The organism is bacterium (assembly GCA_037128595.1).
Lineage (GTDB): Bacteria > Verrucomicrobiota > Kiritimatiellia > CAIKKV01 > CAITUY01 > JAABPW01.
Window position 1 is genome coordinate 64,058 of record JBAXWB010000007.1, and the last position, 21,788, is coordinate 85,845.

The following is a 21,788-nucleotide window of genomic DNA, read 5'->3' on the forward strand; positions in this document are numbered from 1 at the left end:
TCTACTAGCGGTTCAACAAGGTCAGGGAATGTGTCGCATCCCTCCGCTGTGCCATGCTCATCGTCATGGTCATCCCGGCCCTGGCCATGAACATGCGTAATTCGGCTCCACTGTTAACCCTGTAGAAATGCTGGGGCGAGGTGGCCAGTTCCCGCAACAGCACCTCGTCGGCATCATCCCCGAACGCCACCGTGACCAGGTCAGCCTTATCCCTCAAGCTACCCCCCGCCTCCACTGGTGAACCGCCATCAGTGAAGCATCCGTCGGTAAAGAAAAGGACGACCGGGCGGAGGTACTGCTCACCAGCATCACGCTTGTGGCTTTCGAGTTCACTCCGCGCCAGTACCAAGGCCGCCGTCATATTCGTGTAAGCACCAATGGCTAACGCGCGAATATTACCGACCAGTTTCGGGGCCAGAGTCCAGGGATTAGCCACAATTGCCGTCTCATTGAAGTGAATCACCGAAACGACGAACCCGTTATTGTTAACCGGCTTGGCCAATTCGTCGTTCAACTCCTCGCAGGCCGCCTGAGCTTGCCTGGCCTTTTCCCCTTCCATGGAGGGGGAGGTGTCAACAATGACAATCACTTCCTGTTTGACGTCCCCACCCACCCCGTGGCGCCGCTTCACATCGGGGATCACCCTTAACGTTTGAGTCACAATGTTTGAGGTCATTTTCATTACTCCTATCGATACAGTTGGCTACGACACAACGGCAGGCATCGGGGTCGTGCCGAAAGCAGCATTCACCGCCATCGTCAGCGTGGCGCTGAGCGAAGTGACGACCTTCTTGATCTCGGCTTCATCCGGATTATTGGAGATGGGAATCAGGAACCCACCAGCCGCCTCAACGAGTTCTTTGAGGTTGTCCGTGGCCTGAGAGACCAGAACCAGCTTCACGCCCTTGGCCCTATACTCATTGCCGAGTTCCCGCAGAGACTTGCCGGACGGCAAAAGCTTGGTGTCGTCCGTCAGGAAGAAAAGCGCAACGTTCCGGCAGAACAACAACCGTGTGCCCCATGCCGTAACATCAAGGATCCGCTGCGCCTGTGTCGCGTGAGTTTCCTCAAGATCGCCACCCCCGCCATACTCAATCTTTCCGATGGCATCGATCACCTGGTCCACCGAGCCTGATTGAATCATCTGGATAGGCAATTCATCGCAGTCCTCATCTCCGTGTGACCACAAATCGATATCCAACTTGGAGATGGTTCCCTCGAGTGACCGCAACGTTTTCTCGGCAATCTCAGGAACACCTTTCGTGAAGGCTTTCGTAGACCCAGTCCGGTCAACCGAAATGCCAAGCTTCAAACACCCCGGACGAATATGGCGTTCCGGCCTCACAATGAGCCCCTGGGTGGGGGCATCATTAGCAACAGTATTTCCGCTCTGCGGATTCACACTGCCGTTATTGGAGTTCACTTCATTCATGTCTACGTACCGTTTTTTCATATTGCACTGTCCTTCTTGTTTCTGGGTTTACTTGTCTTCACCTTGAAGACAAAATCACTGGAGTCGTAGATTTCGGGCAGGCTCGTTACCGCCTTGAGCCCGGCCATCAATGAGAGTTTGATTCGCGAATCGGGACTTGAGGACCTAGCGGCAAAAGTCTTCTCCAGGTTCTCAAGGTCATTTTTGTTAAAACAAACCTCGATCACCCTGGCCCACCCGGCGGCCAGATCGCGCTCCGCCTGATCGGGCTCGGAATCGAATGTCGTGGTTGGCAGTTCAATTGCAATGGGCAATCCTGTCACCGGGCAGATGAATCCAACATCGACAACCTTGCTGGTGCCTGGTAGCGCCATTTCCAGCGTCGCGGAAATAGATTTCTCCGCCAAAAGATCCTTTATTAGTCTCTGACCCCAATCATGTTTGTAGCCACTGCGGGATGGCTTATAGACGGATCCAATGGCGGCATACCCCTCAGCCGTAAGGAAGTGCATCAGGCTGGGCGCACCACGTGGAGATAGTTGAACGGTCACGTCGTCAACAAAACCCTGGGCCTTGAGCTCATCAAGGATAGGTCGTAATTCCTTGAATGTAAGTGCCTTACCCGAGGGCAGCGTCAAATGTGCCGCGCGACCGCTGACGTTGAGGAATAAGTTTGAGGCAATGTCCCTCATAATGGCGAGGAAATCATTATCCACCGCGCTGGGCATCGTTGTAGGTGTGGTGACAACAGGCGCAGCAACCGGAGCCGACGAAGGCGTCACCACTGAAACTGCGGGCGGAACTGGCGAACTAGCGACCGGCGGTGTCACGGTCACCGGCACCGGTAATCTCCGATAATGCTCGGGGACGATGGGCGGCAATGTTGCCAGGATCGGGGCGTTATTGGCATCAATTTCCGCATCAGTCATCTTCACGGCGTCAGGGATACGGGGATACGATATAAGGAAAGGCTCGGTGTACCTGTTCCCCATGCGCATCATGGCCACACCCTTGGGTAAGGTTGTGAGAGCCTTGGCCTGCTGGTCGGTCAGGGCAAACGTCCTTTTTGCCGTGAAAATGTCATTCCCGTCAAAAATCTGGCAAACCATCCATATTCCCGCAGCGTTAAGAACTGGGTGAGCGATGCTCATCGAGTGGTAAACAAAGAAGAGGCAGATGGAACTAGACCGAACGAGCGTAGAAAGTTGGACAATGGCGGACAACCCGCCAGGAACCTTCGAGGACGCAGCTAAGTTCGAACCCTCATCTTGAAAGAAAATAACTTGGGTTCCGGGGCGTGCACGCAGAATGGGAGTGTTAATAATTTCCTGTCGGATTGCCGCCAGCAACGTGACGACGAGGAATTCCTCTTGCGTACTGCCCGCTATAGCCGACGTATCAATAATAACACTGTAGCCTTTCGTTACGATTTCCTTGAGGTCGTATCCGCGCTGGCAGGCGATCTGGTGGCTAAGAGGTGAACGGGCAATGTCGTTGCACGACATTTGAATAGACTGGAAGAACTCGGGTTTAATGGAGCGGTAATCAGTCGGGATAATTCTGTCTTTCACAATTCTCATCAGTTGTGAATGCGTGAGTTCGCAAACACCACTCAGCGTGTTCTGCTTCATCCCAATCTCGATAGCTGCATCGAGCACGATGCGCGAATCCTTCCGACTAGAAACAGTTAAGAAATAATCCCGATTCACCCCTACCCACTGCCAGGGGTTGAAAAAGGGTTTATCGAGGCGCCCAATCCGCACCTTGATGACGCGTCCGGGATATTTCCGACAGAGATAATCTGCTTGCCCGTCTCCCTTGCTATCGATAAAAAACACAGACTTACCACCACCGATTGAACAGTCGACAACGGCACAACCCCCAGTCGACTTACTGGATCCTGGTCGGCCCGTTGAACGCATGGCCTCCGCCATCTCAAGGAACGTCAACCCAACGGGAGTCCCATCCAATAAAGTGAAGGGATGAATATCCCCCTCGCCGATAATGTCAGGAGGCGGGTTTTGAGCAAAAGCGACGCGCCATTCCATAGGAATTATGATTTTCCGCGCGCGTGCCACAAGACTTGCGAGCGCATTGAGATCATATTCAGGGATATTGCCGGATTTGAGTCCACGCTCGATGTTAGTAATACGCCGAACCCCTTCCATGCTCATGCTAGGATTATCGAGCCCAAGGGATCTGGCCTCCTGGATCAACATCAGAATCGCCTTTGCCTGAGCGGCGGATTGGTATTCCTTATTATTCATTATTGCACCTCTCATTTCCGTTGCATCACATCCTGTTATTGGAATCATCGCTTTGACAGTCGTGCAGGCGAGGAGTCCAGCGGCAATCAAGATCGATATGGCGGTCCCGCCACGGGAAGGCGGCGAACGGGGTGCCGGTGGTGGCGAAGGAGGAGGAATGGACGGCGGCGGCGGAGGAGTCAAGAATGGGATGATAATTAAGCGCAGGATAGTAATGGGTATTTGGAAGATGGAGGCCCACATCCGGCGTTGTTTTCCCTTTTCCCAACAGTCAGAGCAAACACCCAGTTTACCTGATTGCTCGCTTGCGGTTACCGAATCCGGCTCCACTGCAATCAGTTTTGCCAATCTTAGTTTCGAGAAGATTGAGGAGCAATTGACGCACTCAAAGGCGTTTATCGCGGCAATGAACAGTTTCAAATCATTACTGAACTTCATGGGTGTGTCAGCCCCAACGGGAGTGCCGAAATAATCCTCAACTGTGTCGACACTTTTGGTGACCATTTCGCCGCCGAGCAAGTCTGGACCAACACTCTCACGAATCTCAGAAGAGAGCGGGATTGTTGTGGTATTGAGCGTAGGCCCGAGAGTCATCAGGCGCCGAACATTCACATTTCCACCAGTGACAGTCATATTCCACCTCCCAACTTGGATTTGGATGGAGTGTTGATCATCTGGTGCGCGATCGCGACGAAGCTGCCGGTCAGGGCCATGAACACGAATTGCTTTCCATCCTGATTATTCAAGAAGGGGACGAGTTTCAGGATATACGAAAGCGCCCACCACGCTGCACCCAATGCCTCGATTGCGGCCAGGAACCGCAAGCCAATCCGTGAGCCTCCAAAGTAAGTCTTGAGAAGAAACAGAACCAAGGCATAGAGCCCTGCAATCACGAGCAGCATAAAACCGCTCGTGTTCAAGCTCGTCATAACTTCATTACCTTGCGTATTCATGTTTTGTTCTCCGATCTGCATATACTTTGCACCCTTACTGACCCGACGGTCACAGGGCTTTACCGGGCAAATCCGAAACATTTTCGGGAGTTATTGGGACAGTCTGGGATTTATTCCTGCCTTCACGCTGCACATTTCAGCATGGGCTCGCGCCAATTCCTGGCAGTACCGCCCGAGCGTACGGATCTCAATCGTGGCCCCCCGTGTCTGGAACGTAACCCGGCACCCTCCTTTGGTATCGCCAGCTAAATGTCGCTGCAAATGCTCGTTAATGTTCCATCGGAAACGACAATCCAGCTTAAGTCGGTAAATCAATGTTTCATGCAATTTCTTAAAGGTATCGAGTGAGACCAAGCCGCTGTCGCACAACTCGTGGTGCAACCCGTCCAGATACTCCCGGCTCAAGGCGGCGGGAATCGCAACAAGAAAGTTTTCATCACGATAAGTCAGTAGCCACTGTTCGTTGAGGAGTTCCGCAAATCCGATCTCTTTATCCAGGTAAAGTTCAGGCAACTTGACCCGCCATGTGCAAGCAGACGTGTCAACGGAACGCTCCTCGGGACCGAATCCTTGAAGCTTTTCAGAAATCGCATCCCATTTGGCGGTGGGAGAGGGCTGAGTGTTATATTTCTGCCCGCCCTCATTCTCATTCAATTTGCTTTTCATACCCCGTTCACCTTTTCCTTTGATTTGGGAGCGGCGTTTCCCGCTCTCGTTCATCTGGGAAAAGGCTATCTTAGGCGGCGCGACATTTTGTTGCGGAGGTATGGAGGATTTGTTGCGGGATGTTGCATGCAGAAGCACATGATTTGCGCGGAGTGCATGCAGCGAGCAGATCCTGCGAGTAAGCGCAGGTAAAATACGTCGGTTTTTAAGCGGAAGGCAAAAAAAGCGTGCGCGCCTGGCTACTATTCGAGCCGGGCTACCCGCATCTTTGACTCATCTGCAGAGGGCAGAATAACGCAGTGGGTAAATTCGCCCTCACAGCGGTAACCTGATAGACGTTTATTCTCGACGGCGAACGATTCGATCAAAATGTCGCGCCGCAATCGGGATAGCGGGGAACGCAGGTAGTTGGCGAGAATATCCTTTTCGTCATAACCTGTTTTCGCCGCCTGCGGAGTGCCCTCGCCCGAGCGGTAAGCGTTCTCATAAAGCTCGATGGCAGTCAGTTCGTGAGGCTTATATCGGAGCAAGAGCGTTAACAATGAAACCATCACGCTTTCCATATCGACCGGCACAGAGGCACGCCCGTTCTGGCGCACAAACACTTTACGCGAGTGGATGAGGATATCGAAACGGTCCCGCTGCCGTAGCAGGTCGGACACCGCATCTGCGTCACACGGTTTCCGTTTCAGTGGTATTCCGTGCTTATCGGCCGTCCATGCAATGAATGGTGTGGCGGAGGGAGGAGTCGGCTGAGGATCAGACACATCATGTGATGAAAGCTTCTTCAATGATTCCGTGAGGAATGGAACCAGTGATCGTGACATTTCCTCAGCCTTGACGGTGGGGACGCCGAAGGATTTTGCGCAGAGTTTTATGGCTTCGGAGAGTTTTGCGGCTGGCGGTATGGCAATCTTTCCACCGAATTCCGCGGCTATGGCACTGACAGTCAGGATGACAGCGGGAGTAAGAATTGCTAACGACTGAGTCTTATGGAAGTTAAGGGATATCGAGAGAAGCCGCTCGATCCAGGATTGAGTATTATCAGCCGTTGTCACTGGGCTGGTGAGGGGGAGCCGGCTTTGCTCCCAAAGCAGATCAAAATAGGGATACTCGTCAGGAATGTTCTCCTTGACGTAATCCTCCGCGATGGCGCGGATCACATTCACTGGGATAAATGTATCCATACAGGTCGCTCACAGTTAAAAAATGTCTCAGGTTCAATGCGACTGCAAAATGGATACCAATATAGGCGGGAACACGCAAGATTATGCTCCTGCCACCCGCGATACCTTGCCGTTATCCAGGCAAGTGTACCTTTTGGAGATTCGATGCCACCCGTCGGATGGTGTCACGGATCAGGTAGTTGTCAGGATGAAGGATGGCTGCGATTTCCACCAGGTTCAGGAGGGGTTCCAGTTGCGTTTTGGGATCCATCTGGACAATGAGTGGCTCGTTCAGTTCAAACCACGGGGTACGCACTTCGTCATGGAAACTGACGTTTTCCGGGGTGTCTAGGCATTGGGCGGCAACAAGTGCGTCACGGGTTTCGCAAATACTGCGCGTGCTTCGGTGCCACGCTTGGGTGATGATGGTGAAGATTTGGTGTCGCAATTCTGGGGAGAGTGCGGCGTGGATCCCGCCGGGAAACAGCGTAACACATTCGAGCAGAAGGCTCAGTTCGGCCAAAATCGCAGGTGCGGGCAATTCGCGAGGTTCGTTTGCAAACGCCGTAATTCTCCCCTTCAGCCAGGGCAGGTGTGACTTGGCAGTGTCGTCCGTCAGTTGATCGGTTGCGGCCAGATATCGGAGCGCGGCAAACGTGTGGAGTGGGTCGGGTAGTGCGCCGGGTTCACAGCCGAAGCCCCCGTTGGATCCGGCGTGCCTCATAACCAACACGGTCATTCTTTCCCGGAGTGCGGGAGCCATAATGCCGTGACAGATCATCATCACATCACATGTCGTCTTGAAACACGGAATGCTCACGGCACAGAGCGAATTCGCCACGACACCTGATGCGCTACTTTCAAGTAATTGGCAGACCTCGCCTGATTTCTCTTTGGGGAGGAGTCGAGTTACCGTTCGCGAGGACAACTCGGACAGCGTACACATCTTGGATATGATTGTAAATGGAGTCGGGCCATCATGCATGGAGCCAAACAGCATCCAAGGTGTGAGCAGGATGAATATGGCAAGCAAGACAAGCCCCAGTTGTGCGTCCAGTGTTGATATGTTGGCGGCTTTGCTAAAGTCGCCGATAAGTTGCGAAAATGCACCCGCATGACCCGAATCCAGAGAAGCGTGAATGATGGAGTCAATCTTCAAGACCACCCTATAACCTATTGCAGCGAGAGCGAACGGTGGAATCGTGGATTTAACAATGCCATCAATCATTCCCATGTGGAAATCAGATCTTGCGAGCAGCTTGCGGCATGATGGATGAATGACGGTCAGTTGTTTCCGCCGGAGTAATACCCGATAGTCAAGCCATTCACGCCCCAGATATCCAAAGTCAACCAGGCCTGAAAACAACCTTGAATGCCAGAACAGGGACGCAACGCACATTGCAACCAGCATGAGCACATACGAGCCGGGTGTGGAGAGGTTCTGAAAAGCAAAAGGTGTTACTACGGCCAGTGGTGCGAAGGCGGCAGCTTTCCCGGTCAGTAACATAGTGAGGCGGGTGGAGTCGTCCAATATTCCTGATTGCCGAATACGTACCCATCCAATTGCCGCCAGGCCAACGAAACTGATCAAACCCCAGCAGGGGATTATCGATACCGGCACAACATCATCGGGAATGGCGGCTGGAAGAATCAAAGGCTGCGCGAAGGACACAAGCATGCTGGTTGCGATTCCGCACATAAGGAGGATCCCGATAAGTGAGCGGACTTGGAATCGCGATGTTGACAATCTTTCCGAAAACGAGTCGCGCAGTGGGAGGCAAAGCACCAGGCTTGCGGCTATGGCGCCTGATAATGGGGCAAGGACGAAGGCAGCGGTCGAGATCATAGACGCCGTGCCACCCCACTGCGTCTTCATTGCCACAATGTCCCACTTCCCGTCCACAAGATGCGGAATATTGTAGAAAATGACCACCATGCGACGCAGGTCCGCTACACAGATGTAAAAGATGGCGCCGAATGACATGGCGAACGAAAAGGCAAAGAGATGCTGCCGCCAGGGATATTTCGGAAGCAGGTACGTGCCCTCTGTAAGGGCGGCTTGCCGACGGGCGGTTAATTCACGCAGCCGGGTGATTGACATGGTGATTCCATGTCGTGGCATGCCGAAATTCAAACTGGTCGCGATTGACCAGGACAGCGATTGTTTGTTGGTGCCTGCCGAGGAGAGCGAGAAAAGAAATCGTTCGAGAGGTGCCGGGCCGTCATCTGACATCAGGAGGGGGGACAGCTCCGAGGGCGTCACAAATAGGGATGCAGACGCGTCTGCGGTCGCCTCCCGCACACGGGTTATCCATATTTCCGCCATGAGTGCAAGCACGCCGGCCATGCCACACAGGAAGAAGGCGGGATAGAGCACCTGCGCGGTGGCTGAATCCGGTGCGAGCCGGAAACAGAACAGAATGAACGCTACACCTGCGGCGGTGGCAAGCGAGGCAACCCTGAAAACTGCAAGTAGAGGCATGAGATGAATATCAAGCGCCGAAACGTGGCTGAGTTCGTGGGCCAGGATAAGACGTAGAAGGGCGCGACCAAGTGTTTTATTGCCATGGCACGCAACCATACACATTGCCGTAAGATTCTGCGGAATTAACAATGAAGCTGATCCGGAAGCGTTCGCCGTCACGCGGGGTGACACCCAGTTATCAGGAAGGGTGGCAAGTGTGATGCACCCAGGCAGGGCCATTTGTGAGACCAGTTGCTCAACCTCCATTCCTACCTCACGGTCGATCTGTGGGGCTACGGCCGGTGGTGCAGGGTGCTGTCTGTATATCCCCCGTAACGCAAGCCAAAGCCGACGTGATGAAAGCAGCAATATTACCGGTGTCATGCCGAGTACGATGCCCGCTGCGACACGCAACACTGTAAAGCTCGTCTCATAACACAGTCTCAAGCAGGTCAAGGACCCAAGCAGAAGCAGCGCTGCAAGAAAGAACGCCAACAGGAAAGACGCGTAAAGCACACCGGTGGCATGGTGGGTTGGCGGAATCGTTCGGCGCGACCGGGAGCACAACCAGAGAACCACGGTCAGACCGGCAAGAAATATGGCGACACCGATGATTGCTACCTTCATCACAGGATTCCTTTATGAACGAACTTGAGCGTAGGCTGGGACGTTGATGCTGGTCAATGGATTTAACATCACCTCTTATTGTGTTCGAGACCGCTCGCCCTCCGGCGTCCGGTAATGGGGAAATTCCGCTTCCGCGGGCGTTGTTAGCCGGCCGCCTCCCGGGTTCGCGGACGGTGACGACGGCTGTGTGATCAGTTTCCGCTGGGGCGGTTGCACCGCGGCGTGTGCGCTGAAAATCGTAAAAGGGTTCCCCCATTCCTTCGGATGGCTCCCACTTTTAGAATTTTCGCCTGCCGGTGAGTTTTTGTCCGCGTCAGGCCCGCTTACTCACCATTGGCTTCATTCACTCACTGCGTTCGTTTGGCATTCCGCCAGTGCTCACCCTGCCGGGTTCCGCATCTCGGTAATACTTGTGGCCTTGGGGAGAGACTGAGGCAACAGGAATTAAATATGGAAAAAGAAATTATGGAAAGGAATGAAGAAAAAGAAGAGGTGGTCAGTTACACCGTGGATGAGTTCATCAAGGCAACACGCCCAGATGGATTCGGATATATGTACCTGAACGGGAAGGAAATCGCTGCATTTATCGAAGTGCTGTGCGATGCGTGCAACGCGGAGATAACCCAACCGAAGAGCGAGCCTGAGGCGAAGTTGGTTCATGTGTTTGCAAATCGGGCCTGGTGCAGCGACTGCGTTGACCGTTGGCTTGGGGGGGATGAATGATGGAGCCGTGGTATGTGTTCGAGTGGCGGTATCGCTGCAACGTGCCGGTTGTTCATGAGATATTCCTTGAGAACATGACACAGCATGAAATCCAGGAGGCAGCGGTGAGGACCTTCAATCCCCGAAGCGTTGTGCTGGTACTGAGCAAGGAGACCATGGCCGAGATACGAAAAACAGCACGTAGTGGCCTGGATGATGAAAGGAGGTGGGTGGAAAATGAACACAATATGTTTAGTAAGCGGGGGCTATACCCTTGGAGAGTTCCAGAATCCAGTCGAAGCGCTGGAGTTTCGGGATTTCATGAGGCAGAGCAACCCCGAGGGAGGATACAGTCTGGTAGCGTTTGATTAAACCGCGTACTGGGGAGCGGATAGTATGCCCCAGCCCGCCCGGCGGGGAGACAGCCGGGGACATTAAATTCATCGTACTGAAAGGAGGTGGCGAAGAAAATGACAGAAGAAAAGAATCTCTACCTGAGAATAAAGGTAGAAGGACAGGACAAGTACCTGAAGGCATTCCAGAATGACAGGAAGGCCAAGGACTCCGAGCCGGATTATAGCGGTGAGGGTGTGCTTGTCTGGTTGAATGAGGCGAAACCAAAGCTGGAAACGGAGCAATCCATTCCGGTGGTGTTGGAAAGGCCGATAGTTCAGGCGAAACGGTTCTAATGGAACCAGCCAAAAGGCGGCGGGGGGGTGTTTGTTGTGAATTTGAGTTCCTCCCGCTGTCAAAGCGGACGAAAGAAGAAAGGCAGGCGGCGCGTGAGTCTCTCAAGCTGATATTCGGGCAACCGAATAACCTGGGGGTGGAGTGTGCCGCGTGCGGTGAACCCAAAGGCCAAGTCGGGGTTCATGATTCGGAAGGTCACCAGGTGCATTTGTGCATGAGATGCAACTGGATGATGGACTGGCATTAATAAATGAAAGGAGGTTTATGAAAACAAAATGGGAACAGATGTTTATTTGGAATGGGATACCAAGACAGAGGAGGAGCAGAAAGCCCAGTGTACTGGATGTGCCATTGATGCCGGCGAAGAGGGCTACTTGAGAGCCAGTATCGGCATGGTGCTTGAGGAACATATCCTGAGGTTACTATTCCCCGAAAAGTATTGGACCGGGGAGTCCAGGGAAGAATATGACTTCGAGGGAAACTATGAACAGTTGAACGAACTTGGATTCCGGTATCTGGCGAGCGTGGCCAAAAATGAGCCCTTTGAAAAGGAGGGGCAGCAACATGAGACTTTGCAACAACAGCGGGAAACGGCTGGGGCTATAACGCAGGTTATCAGGAATGCCATACCGGGAGGGGGCTGGATACAAACCAGCGAAATTGACGAGTTCCGGTGGGCGGTATCGTGGCTTGATTCGGTATACAGTTTCTTTGAACTGGGAATCAGGAAACAGAGGAAAGGGCTGAAGCCCTACCCATATATAAGTTGGTAAGAGGGGAACTGGCGACGCCTTGACGGGGGCCCCCGTCGGGGCGTTGTCTTGTTTTTGTGATGTGACGGGAACCTGGGTTTGGATGGTGGCGTGTGGACGGGCGGACGGAATAGTCCTCTTCGACCCCAACCCAAGGGGAGGTTTCGCGGGGTATGCTCAACCCCAACCCAATGGCTTGCGGTCTTGAGGTATGTACGCTTCCGCTCTTGCCCCGATGGCTTCGAGGTGCCGCTCTGAAGCCGAGGGCATGAGGGAGCTTATGGTGACCCGGTCAGCCTCCGGCTGTTGACGGACCGTGTCAACGGGACGGTGGTATTTGACCTCCGGTCAAAGGGTAGATTTTTGGCGTGCTACGGCACGCAAGTTATGGGGCTGATGCCCCCCCGCCTGCGGGCGGGGAACGGACGACGGCGCGCGCTATTTTGCGTTCGCGCGAACGTGAGACGGGTTGTGAGACAGATTGCTTTGGTGGTGATGAATATAGGGGAACCCCGCCTGCGGGCGGGGGAGACGACGACGATCGCGCGCTGTTTTGTGTTCGCGCGGTGGAGGAAACGTGTCGGTGGAGGAGATAATTGATTATTTTACGTAAGATGCTTAAAAGTAAGGAGTTAAATTAATTTCAGGGTGAGAAAATAAATAATGAGAAGTGACTGGAAATTAATCATTTTGGCGGAAATTAATTATTCCACCCCTGAAAACCGAAAGGTTTATTAACCACCGCCGATTGGGATGGGTGAGGTGAATGCGTCATAATCAAACATGGGACAGGAGGAATTGCGGGCATACATTGAGCAATCGCGTCAGGAGGCCAAACAGGCGGCGTCGGGCGTAAAGGATTTCAAAGTCTTTGACTTCGGTTACATCCCCGATGCCCCATTCATCCGGCCAGAGACCAAACGAATCATCGATTCCATTGTCCAATACCATCAGACCGGGATTCCCCGCAATCTGGTCGTCACCGGCCCCCGGGGCTCCGGCAAAACCCTCACCATGCGATACCTGGAGCGGGCGCTTCGAACCACTCTCGGACTCCCATTCCACGGAGTGAACTGCAGGGTGCATAACACCAGTTTCAAGGTGCTGGCCCATATCCTGAAAGTCCGGCCAAGGGGGTATGCCTATTCTGAACTTTGCGAAAAGTTTGAGCGTGAAATCCCGGGCAACGCGGTCATCGTTCTCGACGAAAGCGACCTACTGGGGGAGAAAGATATCCGAAAGGATGTGCTGTATTTCCTCTCACGTAGCCGCAACCGGTACTTTGTGGTGCTGCTGAGCAACAACCCCCGGTTCCTGAGAAGCCTGGATGAATCCACTCGCTCCTCCCTCCAACCTGAAACCATTTTCTTCCGGAACTACTGCGCCACCGAAATACTGGAGATCCTAAAAGACCGGGCGCGGACTGGCCTCAATGAGGTGGACGCCGGTCTTCTGGAGGAGATCGCGGCCATGACAGTCAAAAGCACCAATGGCGATGTCCGGGTGGCCATCAAGGCCCTGCTCTACTGCGCCACCAACCAGGGCATGACGGTCCTGGACTGTTTCAAGAAAGCGAGGGAGAACGTGGTGACGGATGTCCTGGAAAGTCTCAATGAGAAGGCGCTCCTGATTCTCAAGGCCGCCTATCTGGAACCCACAAAACTGGTCAAGTCCATCTACCAGCGGTATGTCCATCTTTCCCGTGATTACCGGGAGGAACCCTATGGTTATACTCAGTTCTATTCGACCCTTGGGTACTTGTCCTCCCTGGGCGTGATCATGCTGGTTACTGCAAAAGTGGACCGGACATTCACCAACCGACTGGAGCCACTCGTCTCGGCTGGGGAACTTGATGGTGTTATGAATCGGCGATTTCAGTGAATTTCTAGGGAGTAGAGAGAGTGCGGTGAACACGTCAACCCAGTCGGATGATGCAGAGGGATGCATGATTCATTCTGATGGAGAAATAGATGTGGCGTAGGCGGAATTCCGGAAATGATGGCAAAATGCAGGGACGATGGCTTGCGGTCGCGGCCAAGCTACCTATTCTTTCTCCTCTCGCCTATGTATCGGCCTACTCCTACCTATTCAGTCAGCGTCCCTTTATAAATCTTCCGGTACTACTCAAGGGTAACAGCGGTTAAATTCATGAAATATGGTGGTGGTTTGCGCCGTCAACTTAATCTGACCCCATCCACGTGTTCACTGAGGTCTCTCTACTCTCCCGGCATCATTTCTTCCAAAAGTCGTTTCCCGGCATCCGTCAGCCGGGCATTCTTCGTTCTTCCCTTTTGGGTGAGCCGTTCGTTTTCCTCCACAAGGCCCGCATCAATGAGCGCGCGCTTGGCCTTGTCGCCCTGCCGGCCTGAGAGACTCAGCCTTGTGTACCGGGCAACTGTTCCGGACTCCGGTGCCACGGCAATATCCTGAAGCAACCTCATTTCTGAATCGGAAAGCTGGAGCGGTGGCGATGCCTCATGTTGTTCGGTGACCCGAATATGGGGAGCCATCATCATCCTGATGTCATCATCCGTGACCGGCACGGCGGGAATCTTCATCTCCGGCACCCGGATCATGAACGGTTCCTTGATCCGGCCCTGCAATTTCACAATCGCCTTGCCGATTTCCATAGTCCCCAGTGCCAGCGCCTGATCATCCTGTAAAAGCATGGCGGCACTGATAGTGGCCACGTCCTGCTTCCCCTTAAGGTTCATGGAGATGGTGGTGTAAGTATTGGCCAGTGCGGTCTTGCTGATTTCGGACGGCATCTGGTCAAGAAACACAATTCCTTCCGACATTTCTCGGATTTCCCTGAAAATTACTTCGACGATGGATGCTGGCTGCCCGGAATGCTGGGAGAGGCGGGAAAGGAGGTGATGGGCCTCTTCTATGATGAGAATATGCTTGATCTGGTTTCGCTCGTTCCTGACCATCCGGTGTGAGTAAATCTGGAGCATCAGCATTTCCGAGAAGAAGAGTTTGTCGGCATGACTGAGGGCTTCAAGCTCAAGTACCGTCGGGCGGGCCAATAATTCATCAATGGTCACATTGTTCCCTGAATTCACGATGCCATCCATGGCGCCGAAACAAAGGGAATGTACGGCCCTGATGGCCGATGACAACCACAAGCTGACTCTGCCGGCCGACGGGAGTGTTTTCAGAATGGCCATCACATCCCGAAATGTCGGGTAGCGGGTTACCTTGCCATCATAAACGCCGTGCTTCAGGTATAGTTCATCAATGATTGAGGTGAGCAGATACTCGACACCCGCACCGCAGAAATACGCGGCATTGATGACCTGGACAAGGGCTTTCAAATGCTGGCGGGGATCGATGCCGACGGGCGGGATCAATGGGTTGATCCGTAGGGGCGCAACGTCACGACCGATGGTGTAGACACGAAGTTCCTCAAGACCCGGCAGGTTCTTGAGTCTTCGCCAGGACTGCTTCCAGTCAAGGCATAGCCAGGGGATGCCCGCTTTGTTCAAATTCATGGCCAGCAAGTAGCCCGCATTCGATTTTCCGCTTCCCGTTCGGCCTACCAGGCTGACATGCTGCGCGAGTTCCATTCTCCGGAGGCCGAAGGGACATCGATCCTTTCCGTTATAGTGAACCCAGCCTAGCGTGATATCACCAGCAGCCTGATCGGCAGACGGTGGATGAAAGATTGGCGTGGTGTCCTGAACATCGGCATGGAGGTTGGTGCCAAGCAAGAGATCCAATTGTTCCGATAGCTCTAATTTCCCGTCTTCATCCTGAAACAGATAAGCGGTCCACAGATCATCTATCTTTCTACCCAGAAGAGGTTTCAGCGCCATACATTTCGCCTGAAACGCCTGGGTTGCCATATTTTTCGTGTTCATCATGAGGGAATGAGGACATTAATTCGGCCCTGATCTGACCGGCCTCGTATTGTTTACCTGCCAGGATGAGTTCCCGTCTCAATTCGCTGACATCCCGCCACAGGGTCAAATCCTCTTCCCTGATCTGCTGTTCGAGGTCGAGTTTCTGCCGGTCCAATTGGACGGCTCGGGCATAGTTGGATGGGGAGGGCAATTGTCGGCAAAGTGAAATGTACCCTGAAATGTCGCTAAGTCGCCCGGAGAGTTCCCGTCGGTTCCGGTCCCGCAGAGCGGTTCGTTCTGTAACAAGCTGTTTAAGGCACGTAAGCGTGTAAGAATCAAAGGCAAGTTTCTGACCGGTAAGTTTTCCTAAGAGATCTGGCTTGGCCGCGCCAAGGGCATAACTCTCACTCCGGGCGTTATACGGCATATTTCGATCATCATATAGGCAGGGCGTATTAAGGACCGCATAGCTCAGGCTGAAGGGACGGTACTCGGTAATTTTCCGCCCGTCGGTTGTTGTGAAAGTATAGTCCACCATGTTGTCATTCCGTAGTGATAAGAATATGACGCATAAAGGGTTTATAAACTTTTTGGTTTTGAACTGACCGACATAGTCGCCCGCATCGGCGCAAGAAATATTGACGGGGCTCCCGCTGTTGCAATTATCCAGTCCTGCATCCAGCGGCATGGCCGCGCTTACAGTGTATGAATTTCAACTAGATATCGTCGTCCACAGTCACGGCATTTCTTGTCTTTCGCTTTACCGTCAGCCCGGTACTTAAACCCCTTGGCAACGCTACGCAAACTTCCGCACTTTGGACATTTGGATGGTCTTCCTTTTCCCATTTTTTCACCTCGGGCAACCGACGGGAATGGCCTTTATAACTCTTTCGGTCATTAATGCCGTCGGCTGACGGGATTCCAGACAAGAAAAATGGCAGCGATTTCAAATACAGCGACGCGACAGCAAATGACAGGCGTGCGCCCCTCTTCAGGGCGCGGCTTAAAGAAAAGAATTACGACGGACGGCATCAATCAGTCGACGGGTATCGGCATCAAATCGGAAATTCTGCTCGACGACAAGGGTTTCGAGTAGTTGGGCGTGCCCGTCCAGGATGCAGGATTCTACCCGGTGCTGTTCTTCCGCTTCCATGAATCCGACAAGCGACATGTGATCGCCGGGGCGGAACTCCGATTGTTTTAGCGAAGCAAAAGCGGCGAGCTCCTTAACTTTCTCATACTGGATCCTGATTGCCGCGACTAACTGCGGAATGCATTGCGATTCCATGCTCATGAAAAGGCGGCCCGCCTATATAAACCTGTCGGTCGGCAAAGGGCGGGCGCGGCTTTTCAGTCGTATGGTTCGAGAAAATCGTCCCGTTGATAGGAGGGTTCCCGGTTAAGGGAAACCGTGTTGTAGATGGCGTCCACTGTTTCGTCAAGGCTGGTGACCTTGTCAAGAACGGTGTCCATCGACGAATCCATATCGGACAACTTCTCCAGAATCCGCGAAAGCGTATTCTCTAGCGGCGATCCTTTTTGTGGGTTGGTGTGTGGTGTCATTATGAGATGACAACGCGAACGGGGTATATAAAGTTATCGGTTCCAAAGAGGCGGCACATTGCCGTCATGATTTCCTATGTGCCTCGAGGGTATGCCCAGGCCCCTGCATTCCCCCCCCTATAGGTGCAGTAAAACAGTCCATGGCCATAAAACCCATATCTCTCACTTTTCGCCCTGCGACCGGTAGGTATAAAAAGGCCCTCAACTTCACATTTGTGAACTAGTGTGAAGAAAATGAACGAAAACGAAGCATTCCCAAGCGTGAAACGGGCTGAAACCGGCGCAAAAGCGTCAAATGTGAAGCATTCAAAGAAATATGAGCGTTTTGGCGAAACCATACGGTATCTGACTCTGAATGAATGGCAGAAACTCCTCGATTATATAGAGGATTACCGGCACAAACTCATGTTCCGCATGATCTACCACTTGGGCTGCCGTGTCGGGGAGTTTGTTCGTATCCAGATCAAACATCTCGATTTCAATCGATGTAGCGTATTCATTCCGGCGGACAACACCAAGACCGGCCACATGAGGACCAGTCACCTGCCGGCTGGGGTCATAAATGAGATCAAAAGCATGCTGAGGCGGGAGGGCCGGATGTTGAAACGGACGGAAAGTGTGACTAATCCGGATGAATACCTTTTCAGACGTTCCAAGCGATCCACCAGGCATTACAGTGAAAACCGGGTTCGCCAGATATTCCAGCGCTATGTCATCAAGGCGGGATTCAACCGAGAGTACGGCCAGGACTCAAAGGGCCGAAAACTACACCAGATCACGGTACACAGTCTTCGACATAGTCATGTAATGCATTTCATACACAACTATAAATTGCCCCTGCCGATCGTCCAGAAACAGGTTGGTCACAGGACACTCCGGGCCACCAGCGTTTATCTCAATCCCAGCGATGAGGCGGTGGGTGAAGCGTACGGCGCAATCAAAGAGAAATAGCTTATTACGCGGATTCCTTGTCCGGGGCACTGTCAGTCAGGTAGTCAAACGCCTTTTGCAACGCCAGAATTGCCTTTGGCAATTCCCGCAAGCTAATGGCCGGGGTGCCGCACCAGTGGCCATGCTTGTCCTTGTACCGGACTTCCAGAACCAGTTTTGGAATTTCGATTTCCTTACCTTCCACCCATACCAGATTCCGGAATATGGAGACTCTACATGAGCCAATCATGATGATTTTTTCTGGTGAGGTATTCCGCATATTCCTAAGCGATCAGTCCTACCCTACTAATAGGTATACGTATTGGTACGTAAAGAAACGCGCCTCTTTTGGGTGAGCTGACACCCCACTATAAAGACACGAATCTTTATAAAGCTTCGCCTTTTTGAAGTGGTGACAACAACCCTTCAGTGTGTTGGGCCATGCGGGGCCATACACACCATGTCCTAATCGAAATGTTTATAAACTCAGTTCACCTTCTCCTGTTGAAACATTTAGTTCATGAGCGGAGCAATCCGTTCGCAGTAAGAAATCGCAGGCGAATGTCTGCGTGATGTCGACTGGATCATGCCGGATTCGGGGCGTCCATATTTCTGGAACGGCGACAGCCAAATAGAGCGGGAGCTCTGGCACTTGGCTGGGAAATTCAACTGAAAGGAGGGTATTCCATGATGTTCCGCTGAAGCGGAAGAAGGTGTTTGAGAAGGAGTCATGTCTGAGGGATTGTAGATGTTCAAAATCAACAGTGAGAAAGAAAGGTAATGATCATGAATAAGTTCATAGGAGTTGGAAGATTGCCGCGCAGCGGCACAGTGAATGGAACGGAGAAGAAAGTCTTAAGGTTTACGCTTGCCACTAAAACTGGGCATGGTGGGAAGAACAAGAAGTCGCGCCAGGCCTTTGTGCCTTGTGTGATATTTAAGCCCTCTGAGCCATCTATCTGCCTGCTGACCGGGGATCCGAAAGGGTTATTGATCGGACTGGAGGGCCGGGTCAATACGTCCAAATTTGAAACCCGGGATGGGCAGACCAAGTACAGCACGGAGGTGATTGTGGATGAACGCAGCCTTGAACTGCTGGACTTGCAGGCATCCATAGAACCGTCCGATGACGGGCATGGGATGGAGCCCGAATGAAAAAGCCGGAATACCGGGCAATCTCATTTATGTGCGAGTTGCCTGTGGCACGGGATGGAACCACCATGATCCGTACGCCGGAGGATACCTGGGTCGAATGCCGGGAAATGCGTGATCTGGGCCAAGAGACCTTTGTGGTGCTGGCCTTGAATACGCGCAATCGTCTACTGGACAAGCGGATGATTGGCATGGGAGTCGTGGATTCCTGTTTGGTTCATGCACGGGAAGTATTCCGGCGGGCGATCAGCGAAAGCGCGTCTGCCGTCATACTCGTGCACAACCATCCCTCCGGGGATCCCTCCCCCAGTGCGGAGGACGTCAAGATCACCAAGCAGATGATTCAGGGCGGGCAGATTCTTGGCATCAAAGTGCTGGATCATATTATCGTCGGGCGCAAGCACGGGGATAATATGGCACCCACAAGCCGAGAATTCCTGTCCATGCGTGAATCGGGGCTATGCGAGTTTGACTAAAACCGCATCCTGAAAAAGCAACAGTGCAACGCGGTTGTGTACAAAAACGAACGAAACCCACCCCTCTCCCCTCATGGCGGAGCTCTGCCCTAATGGCGGCGCTTTGTCATGAAGGAATGGGCGGTTTCAGAATAAACCTCAGAATAAAGGCCGAATAAACTTTATTCTGTTCTATTCCGAATCAGAAACAACAAGCGACAGGGCGGATTGGCCTCTTAGTCAGGCTAATCCGCCTTATTCATTGAAAGGAAGAAATAGCAAAATGAGCGAGCCATATGGGTTTCTGGAATTGAAGCCCGTAGAAATGGTGGACTCGGGGTGGATTCATGCCTATGGCGTGTATTACCCCCGTCATCAGGCCATTGAACACCTGAATTCGGACTGGAGCCGGGCTGTTATTCTGGCCAAGCGCCGGATGGCCGGGATCATAGACCGATTCGGGAGCATCGTGGCCGGGCGCATGGAGCGTTGGCTTAGAGACGACGTTCCCTATGTGGTCACACATGTGCCCGTAGAGCCCGAACCGGTGCAATACCTGTTCGCAGACATGGGCCGAGGGGCTCCGGAACTTCTGGCGGAAAGTATCCACCGGCATCTGGGCACTCGGCATAACATTCAGTTGGACACACTGATCCTGCAACTTCGCCCCAAGGCCAGGAAACAGCGTCAGTGCGAGGGAATGGCGGAACGCGAGGCCAATGTGAGGGGCCTTTACACCGTACCTGAGAGAGTAGTGGTAGGAGGAGACCATGTCATCCTGGTGGATGATGTGCTTACTTCTGGCGCGACCATGCGGGAATGCTCAAGAGTCCTGCGCGAGGCAGGGGCCCTGAGCGTTACAGGGGTTGCCTTGGCCCGGACCGTTAGAGTCCAGGATGGCGACTCCAGACTAGAGGAAAAAGAAAGTTACGAAAACACAATGTCAGCAAACGCCATGGTGGCGGACAGGCTGGCAGGATAAGAAAACAAAACAGGAGAATGACAATGCAGGATAATAATCACTTACTAGACGTGCTCACCCGTAAGGGTGTGCTTATGAACGTGTCTGTCAGCTACTGGCGGGCGACCAAGAAACTGACTGCCGAAGATCTGGGACTCGATCCGGAGAGTGTGGAAAAGCGGCTTTTCAGTCTGGGGCATAAAAACCTGATTCCACGGGGATCATTGCAGGCCTTTGCCCTGATTGAGAGCCGAACCCATGCGCTGGTGGATACGTGTACGTTTCCATTCCTTAACGGACTCGGGCATTTTCTGCCCAATACACGGCTGGAGGAAACCATGGGCAAGCTGGCTAAACTGGAGCAGGAATTCATGGCTGAGAAGAATGTATTCCTGAGCCGTTACGCCGAAATGCGCGCACTGGGACTTGCCGAATGGCGGGAAGCCGCAGGGCGACTCGGCGGCAACCCGGAAAGATTGGTCGAAAAGATCGAGGAAGCCTTTCCCACACCGGAACGGATGGAGCGGTCCTTTGGGTTCACGACCCAACTCTTCCAGATCAGTGTGCCGGACGGTTTCACCATGGATCAGATCAGCCTTGGGGAACAGCAGGATATCATCAATGCAAGGGACCAGGCGGTCCGGGAGGCAGCCGAACAAATCCACAAGGGCGTGGAGGGCTTTGTCTCGGATTGTGTGGCATCCCTGCGGGAGCAGACAGCCAAACTCTGCGAGGAAATGCTGGATAGCATGAAATCCGGTAAAACCGGCGTTCATCAGAAAACGCTCAACCGGCTGGTGAAGTTCATTGATGAATTCAAATCCTTGAACTTTGTCGGCGACGTTGAGCTTGAGGCACAGTTAAACCGGGTGAGGCAGGAATTCCTGACCCGGCCGGCTGAACAGTACCGGGACAGCGCGTTCTACCGGGGCAAACTCCAGGCGGGGTTACAGTCACTGGCGGATACCGCGCGGGAAATGACCCGGCAGGATAATCGTCAACTGGTCGAGCAGTTTGGTCAATTGGGCCACAGAAAGCTCCACATTGGCTCCGCCCCTCTGGCAGAACCCGTATTCGGGGAACACCAGGATGACGCGCCCATGATGAAAGCCGGTTGATCCGAAACATACAGCAAACAATAAGGCCCACTGCCCTTTATTAGG

Annotated in this window: 22 protein-coding genes; 10 read left to right on the plus strand and 12 right to left on the minus strand. The window is 53.1% G+C overall.

Annotation, left to right across the window (positions count from 1 at the left end):
* Positions 1-4: 4 nt before the first annotated feature.
* From WCS52_05610 to WCS52_05640, 7 genes are all read right to left on the minus strand, one after another.
* A complete protein-coding gene (locus WCS52_05610; protein ID MEI6166651.1) occupies positions 5-676 on the minus strand; it encodes a vWA domain-containing protein in 672 nt (223 codons plus the stop codon).
* A gap of 27 nt (positions 677-703) precedes the next feature.
* Positions 704-1,453 (minus strand): hypothetical protein, encoded by a 750-nt coding sequence (locus WCS52_05615; GenBank protein ID MEI6166652.1) that lies wholly within the window; start codon positions 1,451-1,453, stop codon positions 704-706.
* Entirely contained in the window at positions 1,450-4,332 is a 2,883-nt protein-coding gene (locus WCS52_05620) for a hypothetical protein (protein MEI6166653.1), read from the minus strand. Before WCS52_05620 ends, WCS52_05615 begins: the two co-directional genes overlap by 4 nt.
* A complete protein-coding gene (locus WCS52_05625; protein MEI6166654.1) occupies positions 4,329-4,628 on the minus strand; it encodes a hypothetical protein in 300 nt (99 codons plus the stop codon). Before WCS52_05625 ends, WCS52_05620 begins: the two co-directional genes overlap by 4 nt.
* A gap of 114 nt (positions 4,629-4,742) precedes the next feature.
* Positions 4,743-5,318, minus strand: coding sequence for a hypothetical protein (locus tag WCS52_05630; GenBank protein ID MEI6166655.1), 576 nt, complete (start codon positions 5,316-5,318; stop codon positions 4,743-4,745).
* Between the two features lie 242 nt (positions 5,319-5,560).
* Positions 5,561-6,505, minus strand: coding sequence for a hypothetical protein (locus tag WCS52_05635; protein MEI6166656.1), 945 nt, complete (start codon positions 6,503-6,505; stop codon positions 5,561-5,563).
* Between the two features lie 112 nt (positions 6,506-6,617).
* Positions 6,618-9,575: a hypothetical protein gene (locus WCS52_05640; GenBank protein MEI6166657.1), complete on the minus strand. Its 2,958-nt coding sequence runs from the start codon at positions 9,573-9,575 to the stop codon at positions 6,618-6,620.
* 450 nt (positions 9,576-10,025) lie between these two features.
* Between WCS52_05640 and WCS52_05645 the strand changes: the two genes are divergently transcribed.
* The 5 genes from WCS52_05645 (at position 10,026) to WCS52_05665 (ending at position 13,600) form a co-directional block, all read left to right on the plus strand.
* On the plus strand, positions 10,026-10,298 hold the full coding sequence (locus WCS52_05645) for a hypothetical protein (protein MEI6166658.1): 273 nt from the start codon (positions 10,026-10,028) through the stop codon (positions 10,296-10,298).
* Between the two features lie 216 nt (positions 10,299-10,514).
* On the plus strand, positions 10,515-10,649 hold the full coding sequence (locus tag WCS52_05650) for a hypothetical protein (protein ID MEI6166659.1): 135 nt from the start codon (positions 10,515-10,517) through the stop codon (positions 10,647-10,649).
* A 98-nt stretch (positions 10,650-10,747) separates the two neighbouring features.
* Complete coding sequence (locus WCS52_05655) at positions 10,748-10,966, plus strand: hypothetical protein (protein ID MEI6166660.1); 219 nt, start codon at positions 10,748-10,750, stop codon at positions 10,964-10,966.
* Positions 10,967-11,242: 276 nt separating this feature from the next.
* The gene (locus WCS52_05660) at positions 11,243-11,740 is read left to right on the plus strand and encodes a hypothetical protein (protein MEI6166661.1); all 498 of its coding nucleotides are present in this window, start codon (positions 11,243-11,245) and stop codon (positions 11,738-11,740) included.
* Positions 11,741-12,517: 777 nt separating this feature from the next.
* Positions 12,518-13,600, plus strand: coding sequence for an AAA family ATPase (locus WCS52_05665; GenBank protein ID MEI6166662.1), 1,083 nt, complete (start codon positions 12,518-12,520; stop codon positions 13,598-13,600).
* Positions 13,601-13,935: 335 nt separating this feature from the next.
* Here WCS52_05665 and WCS52_05670 read toward each other — a convergent pair whose 3' ends face one another.
* The 4 genes from WCS52_05670 to WCS52_05685 form a co-directional block, all read right to left on the minus strand.
* Positions 13,936-15,537: a DUF87 domain-containing protein gene (locus WCS52_05670; protein ID MEI6166663.1), complete on the minus strand. Its 1,602-nt coding sequence runs from the start codon at positions 15,535-15,537 to the stop codon at positions 13,936-13,938.
* The gene (locus WCS52_05675) at positions 15,512-16,102 is read right to left on the minus strand and encodes a hypothetical protein (GenBank protein ID MEI6166664.1); all 591 of its coding nucleotides are present in this window, start codon (positions 16,100-16,102) and stop codon (positions 15,512-15,514) included. The genes WCS52_05670 and WCS52_05675 overlap by 26 nt, the downstream gene beginning before the upstream one ends.
* Positions 16,103-16,567: 465 nt before the next feature.
* Positions 16,568-16,858, minus strand: a complete 291-nt coding sequence (locus WCS52_05680) for a hypothetical protein (protein ID MEI6166665.1) — start codon at positions 16,856-16,858, stop codon at positions 16,568-16,570.
* 56 nt (positions 16,859-16,914) lie between these two features.
* Entirely contained in the window at positions 16,915-17,037 is a 123-nt protein-coding gene (locus WCS52_05685; GenBank protein ID MEI6166666.1) for a hypothetical protein, read from the minus strand.
* Between the two features lie 351 nt (positions 17,038-17,388).
* Here WCS52_05685 and WCS52_05690 point away from each other — a divergent pair, with 351 nt between their 5' ends.
* Positions 17,389-18,078: a site-specific integrase gene (locus WCS52_05690; protein MEI6166667.1), complete on the plus strand. Its 690-nt coding sequence runs from the start codon at positions 17,389-17,391 to the stop codon at positions 18,076-18,078.
* Between the two features lie 4 nt (positions 18,079-18,082).
* Here the strand turns inward: WCS52_05690 and WCS52_05695 are convergent, their stop codons facing one another.
* A complete protein-coding gene (locus WCS52_05695; GenBank protein MEI6166668.1) occupies positions 18,083-18,307 on the minus strand; it encodes a hypothetical protein in 225 nt (74 codons plus the stop codon).
* A 536-nt stretch (positions 18,308-18,843) separates the two neighbouring features.
* On the opposite strand from WCS52_05695, the gene WCS52_05700 reads away from it, so the two are divergent.
* The 4 genes from WCS52_05700 (at position 18,844) to WCS52_05715 (ending at position 21,743) form a co-directional block, all read left to right on the plus strand.
* Positions 18,844-19,212 (plus strand): single-stranded DNA-binding protein, encoded by a 369-nt coding sequence (locus tag WCS52_05700; protein ID MEI6166669.1) that lies wholly within the window; start codon positions 18,844-18,846, stop codon positions 19,210-19,212.
* Positions 19,209-19,685, plus strand: a complete 477-nt coding sequence (locus WCS52_05705; protein MEI6166670.1) for a JAB domain-containing protein — start codon at positions 19,209-19,211, stop codon at positions 19,683-19,685. Before WCS52_05700 ends, WCS52_05705 begins: the two co-directional genes overlap by 4 nt.
* A gap of 262 nt (positions 19,686-19,947) precedes the next feature.
* Entirely contained in the window at positions 19,948-20,646 is a 699-nt protein-coding gene (locus WCS52_05710) for a phosphoribosyltransferase family protein (protein ID MEI6166671.1), read from the plus strand.
* 23 nt (positions 20,647-20,669) lie between these two features.
* Positions 20,670-21,743 carry a DUF3150 domain-containing protein gene (locus WCS52_05715; protein ID MEI6166672.1) on the plus strand — a complete coding sequence of 358 codons (1,074 nt, stop codon included), beginning with the start codon at positions 20,670-20,672 and terminating at the stop codon, positions 21,741-21,743.
* The last annotated feature ends 45 nt before the right edge of the window (positions 21,744-21,788 follow it).